Annotated in this window: 22 protein-coding genes; 2 read left to right on the top strand and 20 right to left on the bottom strand. The window is 68.4% G+C overall.

The window, feature by feature from the left end; translation table 11 throughout:
* Window positions 1-143 precede the first annotated feature (143 nt).
* From AB0I03_RS12040 to AB0I03_RS12060, 5 genes are all read right to left on the bottom strand, one after another.
* Window positions 144-1,619: an ATP-binding protein gene (locus AB0I03_RS12040; RefSeq protein ID WP_360410594.1), complete on the bottom strand. Its 1,476-nt coding sequence runs from the start codon at window positions 1,617-1,619 to the stop codon at window positions 144-146.
* A gap of 68 nt (window positions 1,620-1,687) precedes the next feature.
* Window positions 1,688-2,593 (bottom strand): carbohydrate ABC transporter permease, encoded by a 906-nt coding sequence (locus AB0I03_RS12045; RefSeq protein WP_360410597.1) that lies wholly within the window; start codon window positions 2,591-2,593, stop codon window positions 1,688-1,690.
* A gap of 8 nt (window positions 2,594-2,601) precedes the next feature.
* Window positions 2,602-3,525 (bottom strand): sugar ABC transporter permease, encoded by a 924-nt coding sequence (locus AB0I03_RS12050; protein ID WP_360410600.1) that lies wholly within the window; start codon window positions 3,523-3,525, stop codon window positions 2,602-2,604.
* 29 nt (window positions 3,526-3,554) lie between these two features.
* The gene (ngcE, locus tag AB0I03_RS12055; RefSeq protein ID WP_360410603.1) at window positions 3,555-4,964 is read right to left on the bottom strand and encodes an N-acetylglucosamine/diacetylchitobiose ABC transporter substrate-binding protein; all 1,410 of its coding nucleotides are present in this window, start codon (window positions 4,962-4,964) and stop codon (window positions 3,555-3,557) included.
* 57 nt (window positions 4,965-5,021) lie between these two features.
* Entirely contained in the window at window positions 5,022-5,951 is a 930-nt protein-coding gene (locus AB0I03_RS12060) for a MurR/RpiR family transcriptional regulator (protein WP_360410606.1), read from the bottom strand.
* Between the two features lie 136 nt (window positions 5,952-6,087).
* On the opposite strand from AB0I03_RS12060, the gene AB0I03_RS12065 reads away from it, so the two are divergent.
* On the top strand, window positions 6,088-7,041 hold the full coding sequence (locus AB0I03_RS12065; RefSeq protein WP_360410609.1) for a BadF/BadG/BcrA/BcrD ATPase family protein: 954 nt from the start codon (window positions 6,088-6,090) through the stop codon (window positions 7,039-7,041).
* A 14-nt stretch (window positions 7,042-7,055) separates the two neighbouring features.
* On the opposite strand, the gene murQ is transcribed toward AB0I03_RS12065, so the two are convergent.
* Window positions 7,056-7,985, bottom strand: a complete 930-nt coding sequence (gene murQ / locus AB0I03_RS12070; protein ID WP_360410612.1) for an N-acetylmuramic acid 6-phosphate etherase — start codon at window positions 7,983-7,985, stop codon at window positions 7,056-7,058.
* A gap of 102 nt (window positions 7,986-8,087) precedes the next feature.
* On the opposite strand from murQ, the gene AB0I03_RS12075 reads away from it, so the two are divergent.
* A complete protein-coding gene (locus tag AB0I03_RS12075; protein WP_360410615.1) occupies window positions 8,088-8,969 on the top strand; it encodes a MurR/RpiR family transcriptional regulator in 882 nt (293 codons plus the stop codon).
* A gap of 6 nt (window positions 8,970-8,975) precedes the next feature.
* On the opposite strand, the gene AB0I03_RS12080 is transcribed toward AB0I03_RS12075, so the two are convergent.
* The 14 genes from AB0I03_RS12080 to rplP all read right to left on the bottom strand — a co-directional run bounded on the left by AB0I03_RS12080 (window position 8,976) and on the right by rplP (window position 16,452).
* Window positions 8,976-9,392, bottom strand: coding sequence for a type II toxin-antitoxin system VapC family toxin (locus AB0I03_RS12080; protein ID WP_360410618.1), 417 nt, complete (start codon window positions 9,390-9,392; stop codon window positions 8,976-8,978).
* A complete protein-coding gene (locus tag AB0I03_RS12085) occupies window positions 9,385-9,624 on the bottom strand; it encodes an AbrB/MazE/SpoVT family DNA-binding domain-containing protein (protein WP_360410621.1) in 240 nt (79 codons plus the stop codon). Before AB0I03_RS12085 ends, AB0I03_RS12080 begins: the two co-directional genes overlap by 8 nt.
* Before the next feature lie 151 nt (window positions 9,625-9,775).
* The gene (locus AB0I03_RS12090; protein ID WP_360411066.1) at window positions 9,776-10,465 is read right to left on the bottom strand and encodes a lysozyme; all 690 of its coding nucleotides are present in this window, start codon (window positions 10,463-10,465) and stop codon (window positions 9,776-9,778) included.
* A gap of 228 nt (window positions 10,466-10,693) precedes the next feature.
* The gene (locus tag AB0I03_RS12095; protein ID WP_360410624.1) at window positions 10,694-12,499 is read right to left on the bottom strand and encodes a glycoside hydrolase family 3 N-terminal domain-containing protein; all 1,806 of its coding nucleotides are present in this window, start codon (window positions 12,497-12,499) and stop codon (window positions 10,694-10,696) included.
* A 133-nt stretch (window positions 12,500-12,632) separates the two neighbouring features.
* Window positions 12,633-13,028, bottom strand: coding sequence for a 50S ribosomal protein L18 (rplR, locus tag AB0I03_RS12100; RefSeq protein WP_360410627.1), 396 nt, complete (start codon window positions 13,026-13,028; stop codon window positions 12,633-12,635).
* The gene (gene rplF, locus AB0I03_RS12105) at window positions 13,028-13,567 is read right to left on the bottom strand and encodes a 50S ribosomal protein L6 (RefSeq protein ID WP_360410630.1); all 540 of its coding nucleotides are present in this window, start codon (window positions 13,565-13,567) and stop codon (window positions 13,028-13,030) included. The genes rplR and rplF overlap by 1 nt, the downstream gene beginning before the upstream one ends.
* A 15-nt stretch (window positions 13,568-13,582) precedes the next feature.
* Window positions 13,583-13,990, bottom strand: coding sequence for a 30S ribosomal protein S8 (gene rpsH, locus AB0I03_RS12110; protein ID WP_360410633.1), 408 nt, complete (start codon window positions 13,988-13,990; stop codon window positions 13,583-13,585).
* Window positions 13,991-14,075: 85 nt separating this feature from the next.
* Window positions 14,076-14,261 (bottom strand): type Z 30S ribosomal protein S14, encoded by a 186-nt coding sequence (locus AB0I03_RS12115; RefSeq protein ID WP_030155111.1) that lies wholly within the window; start codon window positions 14,259-14,261, stop codon window positions 14,076-14,078.
* A complete protein-coding gene (gene rplE, locus AB0I03_RS12120; protein ID WP_360410636.1) occupies window positions 14,254-14,829 on the bottom strand; it encodes a 50S ribosomal protein L5 in 576 nt (191 codons plus the stop codon). The genes AB0I03_RS12115 and rplE overlap by 8 nt, the downstream gene beginning before the upstream one ends.
* On the bottom strand, window positions 14,829-15,143 hold the full coding sequence (rplX, locus tag AB0I03_RS12125; protein ID WP_289955198.1) for a 50S ribosomal protein L24: 315 nt from the start codon (window positions 15,141-15,143) through the stop codon (window positions 14,829-14,831). The genes rplE and rplX overlap by 1 nt, the downstream gene beginning before the upstream one ends.
* Before the next feature lie 3 nt (window positions 15,144-15,146).
* Complete coding sequence (rplN, locus tag AB0I03_RS12130) at window positions 15,147-15,512, bottom strand: 50S ribosomal protein L14 (RefSeq protein WP_270114987.1); 366 nt, start codon at window positions 15,510-15,512, stop codon at window positions 15,147-15,149.
* 12 nt (window positions 15,513-15,524) lie between these two features.
* Window positions 15,525-15,794 (bottom strand): 30S ribosomal protein S17, encoded by a 270-nt coding sequence (rpsQ, locus tag AB0I03_RS12135; RefSeq protein ID WP_289955202.1) that lies wholly within the window; start codon window positions 15,792-15,794, stop codon window positions 15,525-15,527.
* Complete coding sequence (gene rpmC, locus AB0I03_RS12140) at window positions 15,791-16,024, bottom strand: 50S ribosomal protein L29 (RefSeq protein WP_205326516.1); 234 nt, start codon at window positions 16,022-16,024, stop codon at window positions 15,791-15,793. Before rpmC ends, rpsQ begins: the two co-directional genes overlap by 4 nt.
* Before the next feature lie 2 nt (window positions 16,025-16,026).
* Entirely contained in the window at window positions 16,027-16,452 is a 426-nt protein-coding gene (gene rplP, locus AB0I03_RS12145) for a 50S ribosomal protein L16 (protein WP_136528409.1), read from the bottom strand.
* Between the last annotated feature and the right edge of the window lie 2 nt (window positions 16,453-16,454).

A 16,454-nucleotide genomic window follows, 5' to 3' on the forward strand; every position in this document is an offset into this window, starting at 1 on the left:
GCCGACACCGGAGGCCCTCCGGCCTCCAGTGTCTTCAGCCGCCCGGGACGAGAAGGGGAATGTCCCGGGCGGCGCTCTCTCAAGGCCGAAGCGGGAGAGTACCAAACTTTTGAGTACCGACTTCTATACTCTTCCCGGCCCTCCTACCCCGCCGTGCGGTAGAGGTCGGCAGCCCCGATGAGCCGCAGGTCGTCCCGGGACTCGGCTGCTTCCCGCAGGTAATCGTTGAATCCCGCGCCGCTGAAGCAGAGGAGGCGCGTCTCCGTCGTGTCGAAGGAGTCCGATCTCCTAAGGATCGTGCGGATGTGCTCGAGCCGCTCCAGATGCGCACGTCCCATGGTGTCCTGCCATTTCGCCTCCCCGATGGCGAGCAGGCGCGGCCGACCCCCACCGGTCGATTCGATGACGACGACATCGACCTCGTGCATCGTCTTGGCCCCGGGGTCGTTGACCCCTCCGCCGGCGACCGAGGTCGGCAGGGCGCCGAAGACCTCCGGATCGGCGTGGAACAGCGCCCATTCCCGGCACAGCTGCTCGAAGTGCGGGCCGAGGATCTTGCTGGCGAAACGGTGGCCGGAAGCCGCCCAGACCCGCTCGGCCATGCCGGGGCGCTGGAGCTGGTCCCAGACCGGGCGCATAATGCCGGCATAGAAGGCGACCAGAGGCTCGGCGATGCGAAAGGCCGAGCGGTTCTTACGAAAAGCGTCGCCGTCGCGCCGCAGGAGGCCGATGTCCTCCAGGACCGCGATCGGATGAGCGACATCCATGGCCTTGCGCCCCAGGTACGTCGCAATACCGCCCCGCGTCGTATTGCCGTCCGCGACCGCGGAGAGCACCGACAGGTACATCGCCGGGTCGCGCACGTCGGCCTCCTCCGCCAACAGGTAACGGCCTTCGCGGAACAGCGGCGTCTGCGGGTTGAGGATGGTGCGCACCACCCATGCGTCGAAGTCTTCCAGCCCTCGCGGAACGTCACCACGGAGGAATTCGTTCGGGTAAGCGGGGGTGCCGCCGACGATCGCGTGGGTCTTGATCGCGAGTTCGGGGTCCTCGATGCCCCAGAACTGCGCGGCCATCCGGTATTCGAGCGGCGAAACGACCAGCTCCAGGCCTGCGCGGCCGCGCAGCGGCGCGCTCCCGGACAGGAGCCGACCCATGAACGACATGGCCGATCCGCACAGCAGCAGCCGTGCGCGGGAGCCGGTGCGTTCCGGCCGCAGCGGGCCGAACGCCTGCTGGAGGATCGACGGCAGTTCGGGATTGGCCCGGGCGAGATAGGGGAATTCGTCGATGACGATCGGGATCGGGCGCTCGGCGCCGAGCGCGAGCAGCGCGTCGACCGCTTCGACCCAGTCCTCGAAGTGGTAAGCCGAGGGCGGCGACGAGAACCGGGTCAGGGCATCGCTGAACCGCCGCAGCGACTCGGCGTTCGTGGCCTCGGTCGCGCCGAAGTAGAAGCCTTCCGCCGCCCTCGTGACGGCATCGAGCAGGAAGGTCTTGCCCTGGCGCCTGCGTCCCGACACCACGCCGAGAGTCGCCCCGGCCCGCTCGTCAGTTACGAAAGCGGACAGAGCAGCCCATTCGCTGTCGCGGTCGAACATTTCATGCGGCTTGTCCACGAAAGCTCCCGGGTTTATAGAACTACAGTTTATATAACTGTACTTCTATAAACCCGGGAGCGCCTGACTTACTTGATGGCTCCGGCCGTCAGGCCCGCCTGGATCTGGCGTTGGAACAGCACGTAGGCCACGAAGATCGGAATCATCGCCAGCACGGTGCCGGCGAAGAGCGCGCCCGAGTCGCCTTCGTAGCCTTGGCGCAGGGCGAGGTTCGCGAGGCCCTGGGAGATCATCGCGTCTTCGGGGTTGCGGCCCAGGAGCACCAGGGGCAGCAGGAACTGGTTCCACTGCCCGATGATGTTGAAGATCGTGATGGCGATGAGCCCCGGCTTGGCCATGGGCAGCATGACCTGGAAGAACAATCGGTAGTGCCCGGCGCCGTCCACGACCGCGGCCTCGGCGACCCCGGTCGGGAGCGTGCGGAAGAACGCGGTCAAGAAGAACACCGTGAACGGCAGCGAGTAGGCGATGTAGACGATCACCAGTCCCGCGTAGGTGTTCAGTAGGGACACGTTCTGCAGCGTCTTGAACAGCGGGAACAGGGCCAGGAACACCGGGAACATCATCCCCGCGGCGAAGCCGAAGTAGATGATCCGGTTGCCGGGGAACTCATACCGCGCGAGCACGTACGCGGCCATCGCGCCCAGCAGCATGGTGCCCGCGACGCTGAAGACCATCACCTGCACAGTGTTGAGGAAGTAGCCGCCGATGTTCCCGTTCGTCCACGCGTTCACGTAGTTCGCCCAGTGCATCGCCTCGGGCGGGCCGAGCGGGTCCGTTGCGATCTCCCGGGTGGTCTTGAAGGAGGACATGACGATCCAGACCACCGGGATGACGACCATGAGCGCCCACAGCCACAGGAAGCCCTGCGAGAACACGTTGAGCACGTTGCCTTCGGGCCGCGGCGCCCGCTGCGGGGCCCGGGCGGGGGCGGCCCCGGCCGTCTCGGTCTCGGGGGCGGTGTCGGTTGCCATGTCGCTCCTCAGAACTCAATCCGCTCGCGGCGGCCGAACCGCAGCGACACGACCGCCAGGGACAGTGCGGCGAAGAACAGGACCACGCCGAGCGCCGACGCGAACGCCTGCTCGCCGTGGTTGAACGCGTACTTCCAGATGACGCCGCCGACCACTTCGCTCGCCCCGTCGGGCCCGCCGCGCTCCGGCGTCATCACGTAGATCAGGACGAACACGTCCAGCGCCACGATCGAGAGGTAGATCCACGCGGTCTGCACCGAGTCCCACAGCAGCGGCAGCGTGATCCGGAAGAACATCGGGCCCCGCCCGGCGCCGTCGATGACCGCCGCCTCGTACAGCTCGCGCGGGATCGAGGCCATCGCCGATGAGAAGAACACCAGGTAGAACCCGACCGCGCTCCACACGAGGACGCCGATCACCGCCGCCAGCACGAACCGCGTGTCGGACAGGAACCCGTTCACCGGGGCCGGAAGCCCGACCGCGGTGAGCATTCCCGTGATGAGCCCGCCGAAGTTCTCGGGGGCGTACACCTGCTTCCACAGGATGCCGACGATCGCCACCGAGAGCACCTGCGGGAAGAAGAACACGACCTTGTGGAACCCGGCCCCGCGCACGCCCTCGATGCGGCCCCGGCGGACCCGCCCGCCGAGGTTGAGCATGAACGCGAAGAACAGGCCCAGCGCGATCGTCACGACCGGCAGCACCACCAGGATGATCCCGGTGTGCCGCAAGGCGGGCAGGACGAGCCGCTCGTCCTTGAACAGGTTCGCGTAGTTGTCGAACCCGATGTACTCGAAGGTGTTGGACGACCCCGACCAGTCGGTCAGGGAGATCTGGAAGGCCTGGGCGAACGGCAGGATCACCAGCCAGGCGTACAGCCCCACCGGCAGCGCCAGGAAGCTCAGGATGAACGGATACTTACCGTGCTTCACCGGTCGGGCCCTCCTCTCGATCGTCGCGGTCAGTCGTCGTGGGTGAACTTCACGATGCTGTCGTCGGCGGCGGTCTCGTCGGCCACCGTCTGCATCCGCGTGATGAACTCCTCGGGCGTCGTCTCGGCGTTGATGAGCTGGCCGAGCGCAGGGCGGATCTCCAGGTTGATCGTCTCCGCGTACCAGTACCGCAGCTGCGGCTGGAACATGTCGTCAGGATTCGACACGAGGGCGTCCGTCATCTTCGCGGCGGGGTTGTCGAGCTCGACGCCCGCGACGACGGTGGCCGCCTGCACGGCGTCCGCGAAGATCTGCGAGCCCTCCTGGGAGAGCATGATCCGCAGGTACTCGTACGCGCCCGCGAGGTTGGCCGCGTTCTTCGGCACCACGAACGGCTCGTCGCCGCCCGCGCTGATGAGCCCGGGCTGGACGCTCCCTTCGAGGTAGGGCACGCCCATCGGGGCGTACTCGAAGTCCGCCGGGGCGATCGCCCGCTGCTCGTTGGGAAGCCAGGACCCGCACGGCAGGAACGCGGCCTCGTTGTTGTTGAAGGCGGTCTGCGACTGGATGTGGTCAATGCCCGCGCTGCCCTCGAGCAGGAACCCGGACGCGCCGAGGCTGTGCATCGCTTCGGCCGCCAGCAGCACCGATTCGTGGCTCCACGCGCCGGGCTTGAGGTCGTCGATGTCCTTGAGGACCTGGACGCCGCCGTGGCGCCCGGCGAGCATGAGGAACATGTCGTAGAGGTACACCGGGTGCTGCCCGGCGTAGGTCCACGGCGCGATCCCCGCGGCCTGGATCGTGGGGCAGAGGGCGATCATCTCGTCCCAGGTGGTCGGCGGGGTCCAGTTCTGCTCGCGGAAGAGCTTGGCGTCGTACCAGATCGTCCACGCGTTGAACACGTAGTTGAGGGCGTAGACCTCGCCGTTGAAGGTGCCCGCTTCGAGCACGCCCTTGCGGAGCGTGTCGCGGACGGTGACGTCGGGGTCGTCGTAGGAGGGCGCGTCGAGCAGCGGGGTGAGCTCGGCGAGCTCGCCGTCGCTCACGAGCGAGTCCATCGGGAGCTGGTCCGCGCCCGAGTTGTCGATGACGTCAGCGGGCTTGCCCTCGGCGAAGCGCGTCGTCTGCGTCGTGCCGATCGACTGCGTCGCGAGGTGCGTGATCTCGGCGTCCGGAAAGGCCCGCTTGTACATCTCCTGGTGGGCGAGGGCGTACTCATTGCCGAAGCCGCCGTCGAAGACGACGACGTCCAAGGGCGCCTTGGGGTCCACGCCGAAGGGGTTCTCGGCGTCCTCCCCCACGGTGACCTCCTCGGTGTCGCCGTCGCTGCCGCTGGTGGCGCAGGCCGCCAGCGAGGAGGCGGCGAGGCCGGCCGCGGTGGCGCCGAACAGGTTGCGGCGGTTGAACATCGGGGGCTTGTCGGCTGGCGTGTTCGTCATGGTCGCTCCTTCAAGGGGTAGCAGGTTGGGCAGGACCGCTGTGGACGGGCGAGCGGGTCAGCTCGCGCCGTTCCGTCGGCGTGCCGGCCGGTGGCCGACGACGGCTCGGGCCCGGGACTCCAGGGCTTCGAGGGCTGCGGGGAAGCGCCGCTGCGCGACGGCGATGTGCACGAGGTCGGCGACGAGCAGCGCCGAGTGCCGGGACGCGAGCAGGTCGGCGCGGTGGCCGGTGCGGGTGGTGGCCGAGACGAGGCATATGTCGGCGATCTCGGCGAGGGCCGAGTCGGCGTCGCCGGTGAGGGCCACGGTGAGCGCGCCGCGGCTGTCGGCCTCGGAGAGCATCTCGATGACCTCGGCGGTGGATCCGGAGAGGGAGACGGCGAAGGCGACGTCCCCGTCGCCGAGGAGGGCGGCGCTGGCGAGGGCGTCGTGGACCTCGGTCCAGACCCAGGCGGCGACGCCGGTGCGGTAGAAGCCCATCTGGAGTTCGCGGGCGACGGTGGCGCTCGTGCCGACGCCGTAGACGTCGACGCGGCGGGCGGCGCAGACGCGGGCGGCGACGCGTTCGACGGCGTCGAGGTCGAGGGTGTCGACGGTGTCGCGGAGCATCGCGGCGTCGATGGTGATGAGCTGCTTGAGCACTCGGTCGAGCGGGTCGGAGGGGGCGATCTCCTGGCCGATGTTGACGTCCCAGCCGGTCTCGCGGCGGGCGGACGCACGTCCCGTTTCGGTTGCGATTGCAACCCTGAGGGCTGCGTAACCGTCGTATCCGAGATGACGGCAGAATCTGGTGATGGTTCCTGGGGAGGTGCCCGAGATTTCAGCGAGGTCCATGATCGTGGCCCGAGCCGCGGCTTCGGGGTCGGCGAGCACTTGTTCTGCCACTTTGGACATGGCTTCGGACAGTTCGCCGGCGCCGTGGCGGATCCGTTCGAGGACCCCGGCGGCGGCGGTCGGGTTGGGCGCATCTGGGCTGGTTCGCTCCATTGGCATCCCCTTCGGGAGGTGGATGCAAGAAAAACTATTACCTGTGACACACTCGTGTCAAGTTCATGAGAATTATTTTTACTGATTTGCACCGAAGGCGGATACTGCTGGTATCGCAAGGAGCGGGGACCCCAACATGCACGCAAGACTCGCCGTCGGCCTCGACGCCGGCGGGACCAGCAGCCGCGCCGTCCTCATCGACGAGACCGGCGCACTGCTCGGCACCGGCGCGTCAGGACCGGCCAACCCGGTCGGCGGCGACCGGGAGATCGCGCTGTCCAACATGGCCCTCGCGTTCCAGCGGGCCCTCGGCGGCATCGACCCGACCGAGGTCGGCTCGGTCTGCGTCGGCACCGCCGGAGCGCTCTCCCTCACCGAGGAGGTGCGCGAGCTCTCCGCGGACCTCAAGCGGCGCTTCGCGACCCAGTGCGAGGTCCGGGTCGTCTCCGACGCGGTGATCGCCTTCGCGGCCGGATCGTCCGCATCGGACGGCACGGTCGTGGTCTCGGGCACCGGCGCGGTGGCCTTCGCGATCCGCGACCGCACCCCGGCCCTGCGCTCGGACGGCTACGGCTGGCTCTTCGGCGACGCTGGCTCGGGCTTCTGGCTCGGCCGCGAGGCCGTGCGCGCCGCGCTGCGGCACATCGACGGCAACGGCCCCGGCGGGCGGCTCGTCGAGGCCATCATCGCCGCGATCTCACCCGACAAGCGCCGCTCGGGCGCGCTGGTCGCCAAGTGCATGGCGGACCCGCCGGTGCGGCTCTCGCGCTTCTCGGCCCTCGTGTGCGAGGCGGCCGACGGCGGCGACCCGGTCGCCGAGTCGATCGTCGCCAGGGCCGTGGGGCACCTCGCCGAATCGGTCTCGTACGTGGTCGACCGCGAGCTGCCGATCGTGATGGCCGGGAGCCTCCTCACCCGCCCGACCCCGATCGCCGCGCTGCTCCAGGAGCGGTTCCGGCTCGTGTACCCCAAGGCCGGGATCAGCAAGGCCACGGACCCGGCCATCGGCGCGGCCTGGATGGCCGCCAGCGCCTTCGTCACCGACCCCGAAGCCCGCGTCCGCCTCCACCGCCAGCTCGCCTGGCGTTAGCCGCTCGGCGGCGCTCACGCCGCCCGCAGCGCCCCGGACAGGCGGCCCTCGGCCGCCTCCAGCCTCGCCTTGGCCTCCGGTGCGCCGATGCCGAGTTCGAGCATGACCACCGCGGTCTTCACGTGGTCGCCCGAGGCGGCCAGGGCCGCCTCTGCGGCCTCGGCGTCGGCTCCGGTGATCTCGCGGATCATCCGCACCGCGCGCGCCGCGAGCTTCGAGTTGGCGACCCGCATGTCCACCATGTAGTTCCGGTAGACCTTCCCCAGGCGCACCATGGTGATCGTCGAGATCATGTTGAGCACGAACTTCTGCGCCGTGCCCGATTTCAGGCGGGTGGAGCCGGCCACGACCTCCGGGCCGACCTCGACCTCGATGCGGTGCTCGGCCACGGCGGACAGGAGCGTGTCGGTGTTGCACGAGAGTCCGACGGTGAGCGCCCCGCGCCGCCGGGCCTCCTCGACGGCCGCGACCACGAACGGGGTCCGGCCGCTCGCGGCCAGGCCGACCACCGCGTCGGCCGGGCCGATGTCCTCGGCGGCCATGGCCGCGATCCCGGCGGCGGCGTCGTCCTCGGTGCCCTCCACCGCGCCGCCCTCAGCGGCCTTGCCGCCCGCGAGGACGGCCTTCACCAGCTCGGGGTCGGTCGAGAACGTGGGCGGGCACTCGGCGGCGTCCATGACCGCCATCCGCCCGGCCGTGCCGGCCCCCACGTACCGCAGCCGCCCGCCCTTGGCGAGCCGCTCGGCCACGGCGTCGATCGCGGCGGCCACCTCCGGGAGCACCGCGGCGACGGCGGCGGGGACGCTCGCGTCGGCCTCGTTCATGGTGCGCGCCAGGTCGAGCGTCGCGAGCGCCTCGATCCCGGCGTAGCGGGGGTCGGCCTGCTCGGTTGCCAGGGCGGCCAGCTGCGTGCGCGCCCGCAGGCGCTCGGTCGTCTCACTCACAGTTGCGAGCCTAGCGCAATGAAATGAATTTTCATCCCAACGTATGGAAGTGAAGAATCGCGCCGTACCGCAGGCCCGCCGCCGCAGGTGTACGGTGTCGTCATGCCTGCCAGCCGCACCGACACGCCCAACCTCCTGGTGCTCATCAAGTCCGTCCTGCCTTCGCTGTCGAAGGCGGAGACCAAGGTCGCCCAAGAGATCATCCGCGAGCCCGAGGCCGCCTCGAGCCGGACGATCACCGAACTCGCCCGCGCCGCGGGCACCTCCGAGGCCACCGTGGTGCGGTTCTGCCGCTCCCTCGGCCTCGCCGGGCACCGCGAGCTTCGCATGCGCGCCGCGCAGGCCGTCATCGGCACCGGCGAAGGTCCGGACCGCGAGATCGCGGGCGGCGACATCCCCACGGGCGCCGACATGTCCCGCATCATCGCCACAGTCTCCTACGCGGACGTCGGCGCGATCACCGACACCGCGAACGCCCTCGACACGGCCGCCTGCGAAGCCGCCGTCGCCGCCCTCGCGGCCGCTGCCCGCATTGATGTGTTCGGCGTCGAGGCCTCCGGGATCGTCGCCTCGGACCTGGTCAAGAAGCTCCACCGCATCGGCTGCACCGCGTTCTCCTGGCCCGACGTGCACTCCGCGCTCGTCGCCACCGCGCTCGCGAGCCCGAAGGACGTCGCGGTCGCGATCTCCCACTCCGGCGCGACCACCGAGACCGTTGAATTCCTCGAGGCCGCCCGCGACCGCGAAGCGACAACGATCGCCATCACCAACCACGCCCGCTCGCCCCTGGCGAAGGCCGCCGACCTCGTCTTGACCACGGCCGCAAGGGAGACCACGTTCCGCTCCGGCGCGACGGTCAGCCGCATCGCCCAGCTCATGGTCGTCGACTGCCTTTTCGTCGGCGTCGCGGCCAAGCAGCGCAAGCGAACCGCGAAAGCCCTCGCCGCCACCGCGGCGGCAGTATCAGGCCGCCAGCGCGCCTGACCGCGCTTAATCCGGCCCTATGACGTCCAGCTTCGGAAAGTAGGTCGTGAAGCGGGCGGTGTCCCTGGTCAGCAGCCGGTATCCGCGAACGGCGGCGTGCGCGCCGATATAGAAGTCGGGTATCGGTGAGCGCTTCGTGCCGCCGCGCTTCCTGTATATCGCAAAGGCTTTGCCCGCCAAGAACGCAGCTTCGTAGGGAAGGGGTTCCCGCACAGCCTGTTCCTCAGGCATCAGGGCTTCGAGTGGTTCCACGGCATCGAAACGCACGGACACCTCCGCGAAGATGATCGGGTTGATGCAGAGCGGGCCCGCCTCGTAGCACTTGGCGAGCGCCCGCTCCGACCAATCGGCCCACTTCTGGTCGTCGCCGAAGAGATCGAGCCAGATGTTGCTGTCGACCAGGGTCCAGACGGGCTCATTCACCGCGCAGCATCTCCATGAGCTCGTCGGTGGACTTGTCCATATTCGCGGTGCCTTTGCCTCGGAGGCTCCTCGCGAAACGCTCTCCGCGTGTCTCCTCCTGCGGCACCGGGCGAAGGACGACCTCGTCGCCCTCATCGACGATTTCGAACGCATCCCCAGGGTGCCATCCGCGCTTCGCGCGAATCTCGGCCGGCACGGTGACCTGGCCCTTGCTGTTCATGAGCATTCCCATAGTTGTCACCTCCTCAAGATACGTAGCACCTAGTGGTAGTAGTGACATTCTAGCTCTGCCGGCGTGTCGTGCGCCCACTTTGTTTTCAGGCCGCGCCGGGCACGGCGAAGGCGGGGGCCCTTTCGGACCCCCGCCGTTCAGATCATGCGGGTCAGGTGTTGTTGGCGAGGGCCACGAGGCGGTCGCGCGATCCGTTGAAGTGGTCGCGGTCGACGTTGCCGCTGATGCCGGAGACCGAGCCGGTGGCGGTGTACTGCCAGAACGTCCAGGTCGTGTCGCGCCAGCCCGCCGGAAGGGTGGGCGTCGAGGCGCCCCAGTGCGCGATCCACAAGGGGCTCTTCGAGGCCATGCCCGTCCACGAGCCGGTGCAGGAGTTCCACCACGAGGCGGTCGTGTAGATGACCACGTCGCGGCCGGTGCGCGCCTTGTACCGGTTGTAGAAGTCGGTGATCCAGGTGCGCATCTGGGTGGTGCTCAGTCCGTAGCAGGCCGCGCCCGAGGGCGGGGCCTCGAGGTCGACCGCGCCGGGCAGGGTCCGGCCGTCCGCCGACCAGCCGCCGCCGTTGCTGGCGAAGTAGTCCGCCTGCGCAGTGCCGCTCGAGCTGCCGGGCCGGGCGAAGTGGTACGCCCCGCGGATGACGCCCGCGTTGTAGGCGGCCACGTAGTTGGTGTTGAACCGCGGGTCCTTGTAGGTGGTGCCCTCGGTGGCCTTGATGTAGGCCCACTGGACGCCGGAGTTCCTGACGGAGGTCCAGTTGATCGAGCCCTGGTAGTGGGAGACGTCGATGCCGGCGATGCGGGTCTGCGCCTGGGCCGGGCTCGCGAGGGTGAGCCCGGCGATGGTGAGGACGGTGGCCGCGATGAGCACGACGGCCGCCCGGAGGCTGCGGCGGGGGTTTCGGGGGGATTCTCGGTGGGTGGGGAGGTGCTTCACTTTTACTCCCTGCTTGTGAGGAGATCAGTGGAATGGGGCGAGTGCACGGTTTTGCACCCGCAACCCAGTATGAAGAGGAGCTCCACAAAGAGTCAAGCCTGTGAAAATAACTTTCTGCTACGGGCTGGTGAACGGCTACGTGTAGCGCAGGCCGTGGCCGAACGCGAACGCGATCGCGCCGTTCGCTCCGGGCACGTCCACCGGGAGCGCGCCGCTCGGGTCGACCGCGCCGGTCACGACCTTCGCCAGGGACGCAAGGGAAGGGGCCGTGTACGAGTAGGTCGCCAGACTCGCGTTGACCGCACCGAGGTGCGCGGCGTCGTACGGTGTACCGACTGCGGCGCTGACGACCGGGACCCCGGTCTGCAGCAGCTCGGCGACCAGGTTCGCCTGCGCCCCACCGGTCTTGACGCGGTAGGTCGTGACGATGACGAGGTCGCGGCCCGCGGCGGCGGTGACGGCCGCCTTGATCTGGTCGGCGCTCGGCTCCTCACCGGTGACGAGCGCTGCCGCTTGCAGGCCTTCGGCGTTCAGCGCTTCGGTCAGGCGGGCGGTGGTCTGCTCGCCCCAGCCGGTGACGAGAATGCTCCCGCCCGCGAACGGCAGGGTGCCGTCGTTGACGAGCAGTGTGATCGAGCGGTCGGCGATGTCGGCGGCGACCCGGCGGTGCTCGTCCGAACCGACCACGTCCGTGCCGGCGGGGTCGGTCGCGGGCTCCGCGATGATGCCGCGGGCGGCCTTGAGCGCGAGCAGGCGCCGCACAGAAGCGTCGATGCGCTCCTCGGTCAGCTCCCCCGACTCGACGGCCGCGAGCACCGCCTCGAAGGCGAGCTGGAAGTCCGGCGGCATGAGCAGCAGGTCGGCCCCGGCCTGCAGTGCCATCACCGGCACCCGCTCGTCGCCGTACTCGGTGCGGACCCCTTCCATCTCGAGCGAGTCCGTCACGACGACGCCTTGGAAGCCGAGCCGCTCGCGCAGCAGCCCGGTGAGGATCGGCGCCGAGAGCGTCGCGGGCTTCAGCGAGTCGTCGAGCGCCGGGAACTGGAGGTGGCCTGACATGACCATGTCGGTCCCGGCCGCGATCGCGGCCGTGAACGGCGGGGCGTCGATCCGCTCCCACTCCTCGGCGGTGTGCGTGATCACGGGCAGGCCCACGTGGCTGTCCGTGCCGGTGTCCCCGTGCCCGGGGAAGTGCTTGGCGGCCACCGCCACGCCCCCGGCCTGGTAACCGCCGGTCTGCGCGGTCGTGAACTCGGCGACGAGCGCCGGGTCCGAGCTGAAGGACCGCACCCCGATCACCGGGTTCTGCGGGTCCACGTTCACGTCCGCGTCCGGCGCGAAGTTGAGGTTGAGGCCCATCGCACGCAGCTCCGCGCCGGCGGCCTCCGCCGCCCGGCGCGCGGCCTCGGTGTCGCGGGTCGCGCCCAGCGGCATCGCCCCGGGGAACTGCGTGGCCGGCTCGCCGATCCGCACGACCGAGCCGTACTCCTGGTCGGTGGCGATGAGGAGCGGGATCTCGGACGCCTCCTGGAGGCCGTTCGAGAGCGCCACGACCTGGTCAGGATCGGTCAGGCCGTTGGCCCAGTCGAAGTAGATGACCCCGCCGGGCTTGAAGGCGGCGATGAACGCCGCGCCGTTGGCCGCGCCGAGGCGCTCCAGGTTCGAGGCCACCGCATCGGACTGGCCGGTGTCGGCCGACTCGCCGTGCACGTAGACCATGAAGAGCTGCCCGACCTTGTCCTCCAAGGACATCGCGGCCAGCTGCGTCTCGACCCAGTCCGGGCTCGGCGCCGCCGGCTCGTCGCCCTTCGGTTCGGGGGTCTCGTCCTCACCGCGCCGTGAGGCGGCCTCGATGAGCCCCGCCCCGCCGCCGACGACCGCGAAGGCCCCGACGACACTCGAGACGAGCACGGTCTTGCGGGAGAGCTTCGGCGAACGCACCCGCCCATCCTGACCCAGACCCGCAACCGCCGCCGCGGCGACCCGCGGCGGCACCGTCGCAAATCACACCGAATACGACAAAAGCCGGGGAGGAGCATCAGCTCCTCCCCGGCTTCGAAACCGTTCCGAAGTCCTAGAACTTCAGGCCGTTGTCACGGGCGGCGTCGGCCAGGGCCGCAACGCGGCCGTGGTACTTGACGCCTCCGCGGTCGAACACGACCGCTTCGACGCCGGCTTCCTTGGCGCGCTCGGCGACCAGCTTGCCGACTTCCTTGGCCTTGGCGGTCTTGTCGCCCTCGAACGCACGGAGGCCGGCCTCCACCGTCGACGCGGCGGCCAGCGTGCGGCCGGTGACGTCGTCGATGACCTGGGCCACGATGTGCTTCGAGGACCGGAAGACCGCGAGGCGCGGCTGCGAGGCCGTACCGGTGATCTTCTTGCGGCCACGGAAGTGGCGCCGGTTCTTGCCGATCCGGCGGCGCTCCGAGACCGAACCGGACGGGCGGCGGTTTTCGAGTTTGCTCGCCATTACTTACCAGCCTTTCCGGCCTTGCGGCGGATGCGCTCGTCGACGTACTTGACGCCCTTGCCCTTGTAGGGCTCCGGCGGACGCAGTCGGCGAATGTTCGACGCGACCTGACCGACGAGCTGCTTGTCGATGCCCTCGACGTGCAGCAGGGTCGGCTTCTCGACCTTGAACGAGATGCCTTCCGGAGCGTCGACCTGGATGGTGTGGGAGAAGCCGAGGCTCATCTCCACGCCCTTGCCCTTGGCGACGGCCCGGTAACCGGTGCCGTTGATCTCGAGGGACTTCTTGTAGCCCTCCGAGACGCCGACGACCATGTTGTTGACGAGGCTGCGGGCCAGGCCGTGCAGGGCCCGGGACTTGCGCTCGTCGTTGGGGCGGGTGACCACGAAGGTCCCGTCCTCGTTCTTCTCGATGCCGATCGGCTCGGGCAGCTCAGTGCTGAGCTGGCCCTTGGGGCCCTTCACGGTCACCGTCGCGCCATCGATCTTGAGCTCGACGCCGGAGGGCACCAGAATCGGCTGCTTCCCAATGCGGGACATGCTTATACCCTCCTGCTACCAGACGTAGGCGATGACTTCGCCGCCAACGCCGCGCTTGCGAGCCTGGCGGTCCGTCAGCAGGCCCTGGGAGGTGGACACGATGGCCACACCCAGACCGCCGAGGACGCGCGGAAGCTCAGTGGACTTGGCGTAGACCCGCAGGCCCGGCTTGGAGACGCGGCGCAGGCCCGCAAGGGACCGCTCGCGGCGCTCGCCGAACTTCAGGTCGATCACCAAGGTCTTGCCGACTTTGCCCTCTTCAGGGTCCACGACGCGCCACTCGGCGATGTAGCCCTCCTGCTTGAGGACCTCCGCGATGGAGGCCTTCATCTTGGAGTGCGGCATCTTGAGCTCGTCGTGGTACGCCTGGTTGGCGTTCCGCAGACGGGTCAGCATGTCTGCGATCGGGTCGGTCATTGTCATTAGCGTTGTTTACCTTTCTCACCCCGGTTCCCCGCCTTATGAAGACCGGCGGGGCCTGTGGCGATCGGAGCTATGGGCCCTGGAGTTACCAGGAAGCCTTGTGGACGCCCGGGAGTTCACCCGCGTGGGCCATGTCGCGCACGCAGACGCGGCACAGGCCGAACTTGCGGTAGACGGCCTTCGGCCGGCCGCACTTCTGGCAGCGGGTGTAGGCGCGCACGGCGAACTTCGGCTTCCGCTTGGCCTTCGCGATGAGGGCTTTCTTAGCCATTGTCGTTCTCCTTGAACGGGAAGCCGAGCAGCTTCAGGAACGCCCGGCCTTCGTCGTCGGTCTTCGCGGTGGTCACCAAGGTGATGTCCATACCGCGAACCCGGTCGATCTTGTCCTGGTCGATCTCGGGGAACACGCTCTGCTCGGTGAGACCGAAGGTGTAGTTCCCGTTGCCGTCGAACTGCTGGTCCGAGAGACCGCGGAAGTCGCGGATGCGCGGCAGCGCGATCGCCAGGAGGCGGTCGAGGAACTCCCACATGCGGTCGCCGCGAAGGGTGACCTTCGCGCCGATCGCCTGGCCCTCGCGCAGCTTGAACTGCGCGATCGACTTCTTGGCCCGACGGACGAGAGGCTTCTGACCGGTGATGGTGGTCAGGTCCTCCAGCGCCCCGTTGATGAGCTTCGAGTCGCGAGCGGCCTCGCCGACACCCATGTTGACCACGATCTTCGTCAGACCGGGGATCTGGTGGATGTTGGTGTACTTGAACTGGTCCTGCAGCGCGGGCCTGATCTCGGAGCGGTAAGTCTCCTTCAGGCGCGGCTGGACCTTCTCTGCAACGTCAGTCATTACAGGTCCTTACCCGTCCGCTTCGAAACGCGGACCTTGCGGCCGTCGTCGCCGAACCGGTAGCCCACGCGGGTGGGCTGGTTGTCGGCGTCCAGGACCTGCACGTTCGAGATGTGGATCGCGGATTCCTGCACCACGATGCCACCGGTCTTCGAACCGCGCGCGGTCTGCCCGGCCTTGGTGTGCTTGGTGATGCGGTTGACGCCCTCGACGAGCACGCGCTCGCGGTCGGGGTACGACTCCAGCACCAGGCCCTCGGCTCCCTTGTCCTTGCCCGCGATGACGCGGACTCGGTCGCCCTTCTTGATCTTCATCTCTTACAGCACCTCCGGTGCGAGGGAGATGATCTTCATGAACTGCTTGTCGCGCAGTTCGCGGGCGACCGGCCCGAAGATACGGGTCCCTCGCGGTTCGCCGTCCTTGACGAGGACGGCGGCGTTCTCGTCGAACTTGATGTACGTGCCGTCGGGACGGCGCGTCTCCTTGACCGTGCGAACGATGACGGCTTTGACGACGTCACCCTTCTTCACCCCGGCTCCGGGGTTCGCGTCCTTGACGGTGGCCACGATCGTGTCGCCGATACCGGCGTAGCGTCGGCCGGAGCCGCCGAGGACACGGATGCACAGGATCTCCCGCGCACCGGTGTTGTCGGCGACCTTGAGCCGCGACTCTTGCTGAATCACGTCCCGATCCCCCTACTTCGCCTTCTCGAGGATCTCGACGATGCGCCAACGCTTGGTCTTCGACAGCGGCCGGGTCTCCATGATGGACACGCGGTCGCCGATGCCGGCCTCGTTGTTCTCGTCGTGAGCCTTGTACTTCTTGTTGGACCTGATGACCTTGCCGTACAGCGGGTGCTTCTTGCGGTCTTCGACCTCGACGACAGCGGTCTTGTCCATCTTGTCGCCGGTCACGAAGCCCTCAAGGACCTTGCGCCGACCGCGAGTCTGAGTTTCCTCGCTCACTTCTCAACCTCCTCCGGCGCGGCGCTGAGGCCCAACCGGCGCTCGTTCATCACGGTGTAGATCCGCGCGATCTCCTTGCGGACCAGACCGAGCTCGTGGTTGTTCTCCAGCTGGCCCGTAGCGTTACGGACCCGCAGGTTGAACAGCTCTTCCTTCTTCTCCACGAGCTTCGCCTGGAGTTCCTTGTCGTTGAGCTCGCGCAGCTCACCGGTGTCGATACCAGTAGCCATTGCTACTCACCTGCCCCTTCACGAGAGACGATGCGGCACTTCATCGGGAGCTTGTGGATCGCCCGCTGGAGCGCCTCGTGGGCGATCTCCTCGGTCGGATACGAGAGCTCGAACATGACGCGGCCCGGCTTGACGTTCGCCACCCAGAACTCGGGTGAACCCTTACCGGAACCCTGACGGGTCTCGGCGGGCTTCTTCGTGATCGCGCGGTCCGGGAAGATCGTGATCCAGACCTTGCCGCCACGCTTGATGTGGCGGGTCATGGCGATACGAGCGGACTCGATCTGGCGGTTGGTCACATAGCTGTGCTCCAGCGCCTGGATGCCGTACTCGCCGAAGGAGACCTTCGTGCCGCGAGTGGCCTTGCCCTTGCGCTTCGGAGCGTGAGGCTTCCGGTAACCGCGCGGCGGTTTCCGTGGCATGAGCATGT

The organism is Glycomyces sp. NPDC021274, assembly GCF_040641195.1.
In the GTDB taxonomy this organism is placed as follows: Bacteria; Actinomycetota; Actinomycetes; order Mycobacteriales; family Micromonosporaceae; genus Glycomyces.

Coding starts and splice junctions, on each gene's coding strand:
- AB0I03_RS12045 (WP_360410597.1), bottom strand. CDS start 2,593: ATGGCAACCGACACCGCCCCCGAGACCGAGACGGCCGGGGCCGCCCCC.
- ngcE (WP_360410603.1), bottom strand. CDS start 4,964: ATGACGAACACGCCAGCCGACAAGCCCCCGATGTTCAACCGCCGCAAC.
- AB0I03_RS12060 (WP_360410606.1), bottom strand. CDS start 5,951: ATGGAGCGAACCAGCCCAGATGCGCCCAACCCGACCGCCGCCGCCGGG.
- AB0I03_RS12065 (WP_360410609.1), top strand. CDS start 6,088: ATGCACGCAAGACTCGCCGTCGGCCTCGACGCCGGCGGGACCAGCAGC.
- AB0I03_RS12075 (WP_360410615.1), top strand. CDS start 8,088: ATGCCTGCCAGCCGCACCGACACGCCCAACCTCCTGGTGCTCATCAAG.
- AB0I03_RS12085 (WP_360410621.1), bottom strand. CDS start 9,624: ATGGGAATGCTCATGAACAGCAAGGGCCAGGTCACCGTGCCGGCCGAG.
- rplR (WP_360410627.1), bottom strand. CDS start 13,028: ATGGCGAGCAAACTCGAAAACCGCCGCCCGTCCGGTTCGGTCTCGGAG.
- rplF (WP_360410630.1), bottom strand. CDS start 13,567: ATGTCCCGCATTGGGAAGCAGCCGATTCTGGTGCCCTCCGGCGTCGAG.
- rpsH (WP_360410633.1), bottom strand. CDS start 13,990: ATGACAATGACCGACCCGATCGCAGACATGCTGACCCGTCTGCGGAAC.
- AB0I03_RS12115 (WP_030155111.1), bottom strand. CDS start 14,261: ATGGCTAAGAAAGCCCTCATCGCGAAGGCCAAGCGGAAGCCGAAGTTC.
- rplE (WP_360410636.1), bottom strand. CDS start 14,829: ATGACTGACGTTGCAGAGAAGGTCCAGCCGCGCCTGAAGGAGACTTAC.
- rplX (WP_289955198.1), bottom strand. CDS start 15,143: ATGAAGATCAAGAAGGGCGACCGAGTCCGCGTCATCGCGGGCAAGGAC.
- rpmC (WP_205326516.1), bottom strand. CDS start 16,024: ATGGCTACTGGTATCGACACCGGTGAGCTGCGCGAGCTCAACGACAAG.
- rplP (WP_136528409.1), bottom strand. CDS start 16,452: ATGCTCATGCCACGGAAACCGCCGCGCGGTTACCGGAAGCCTCACGCT.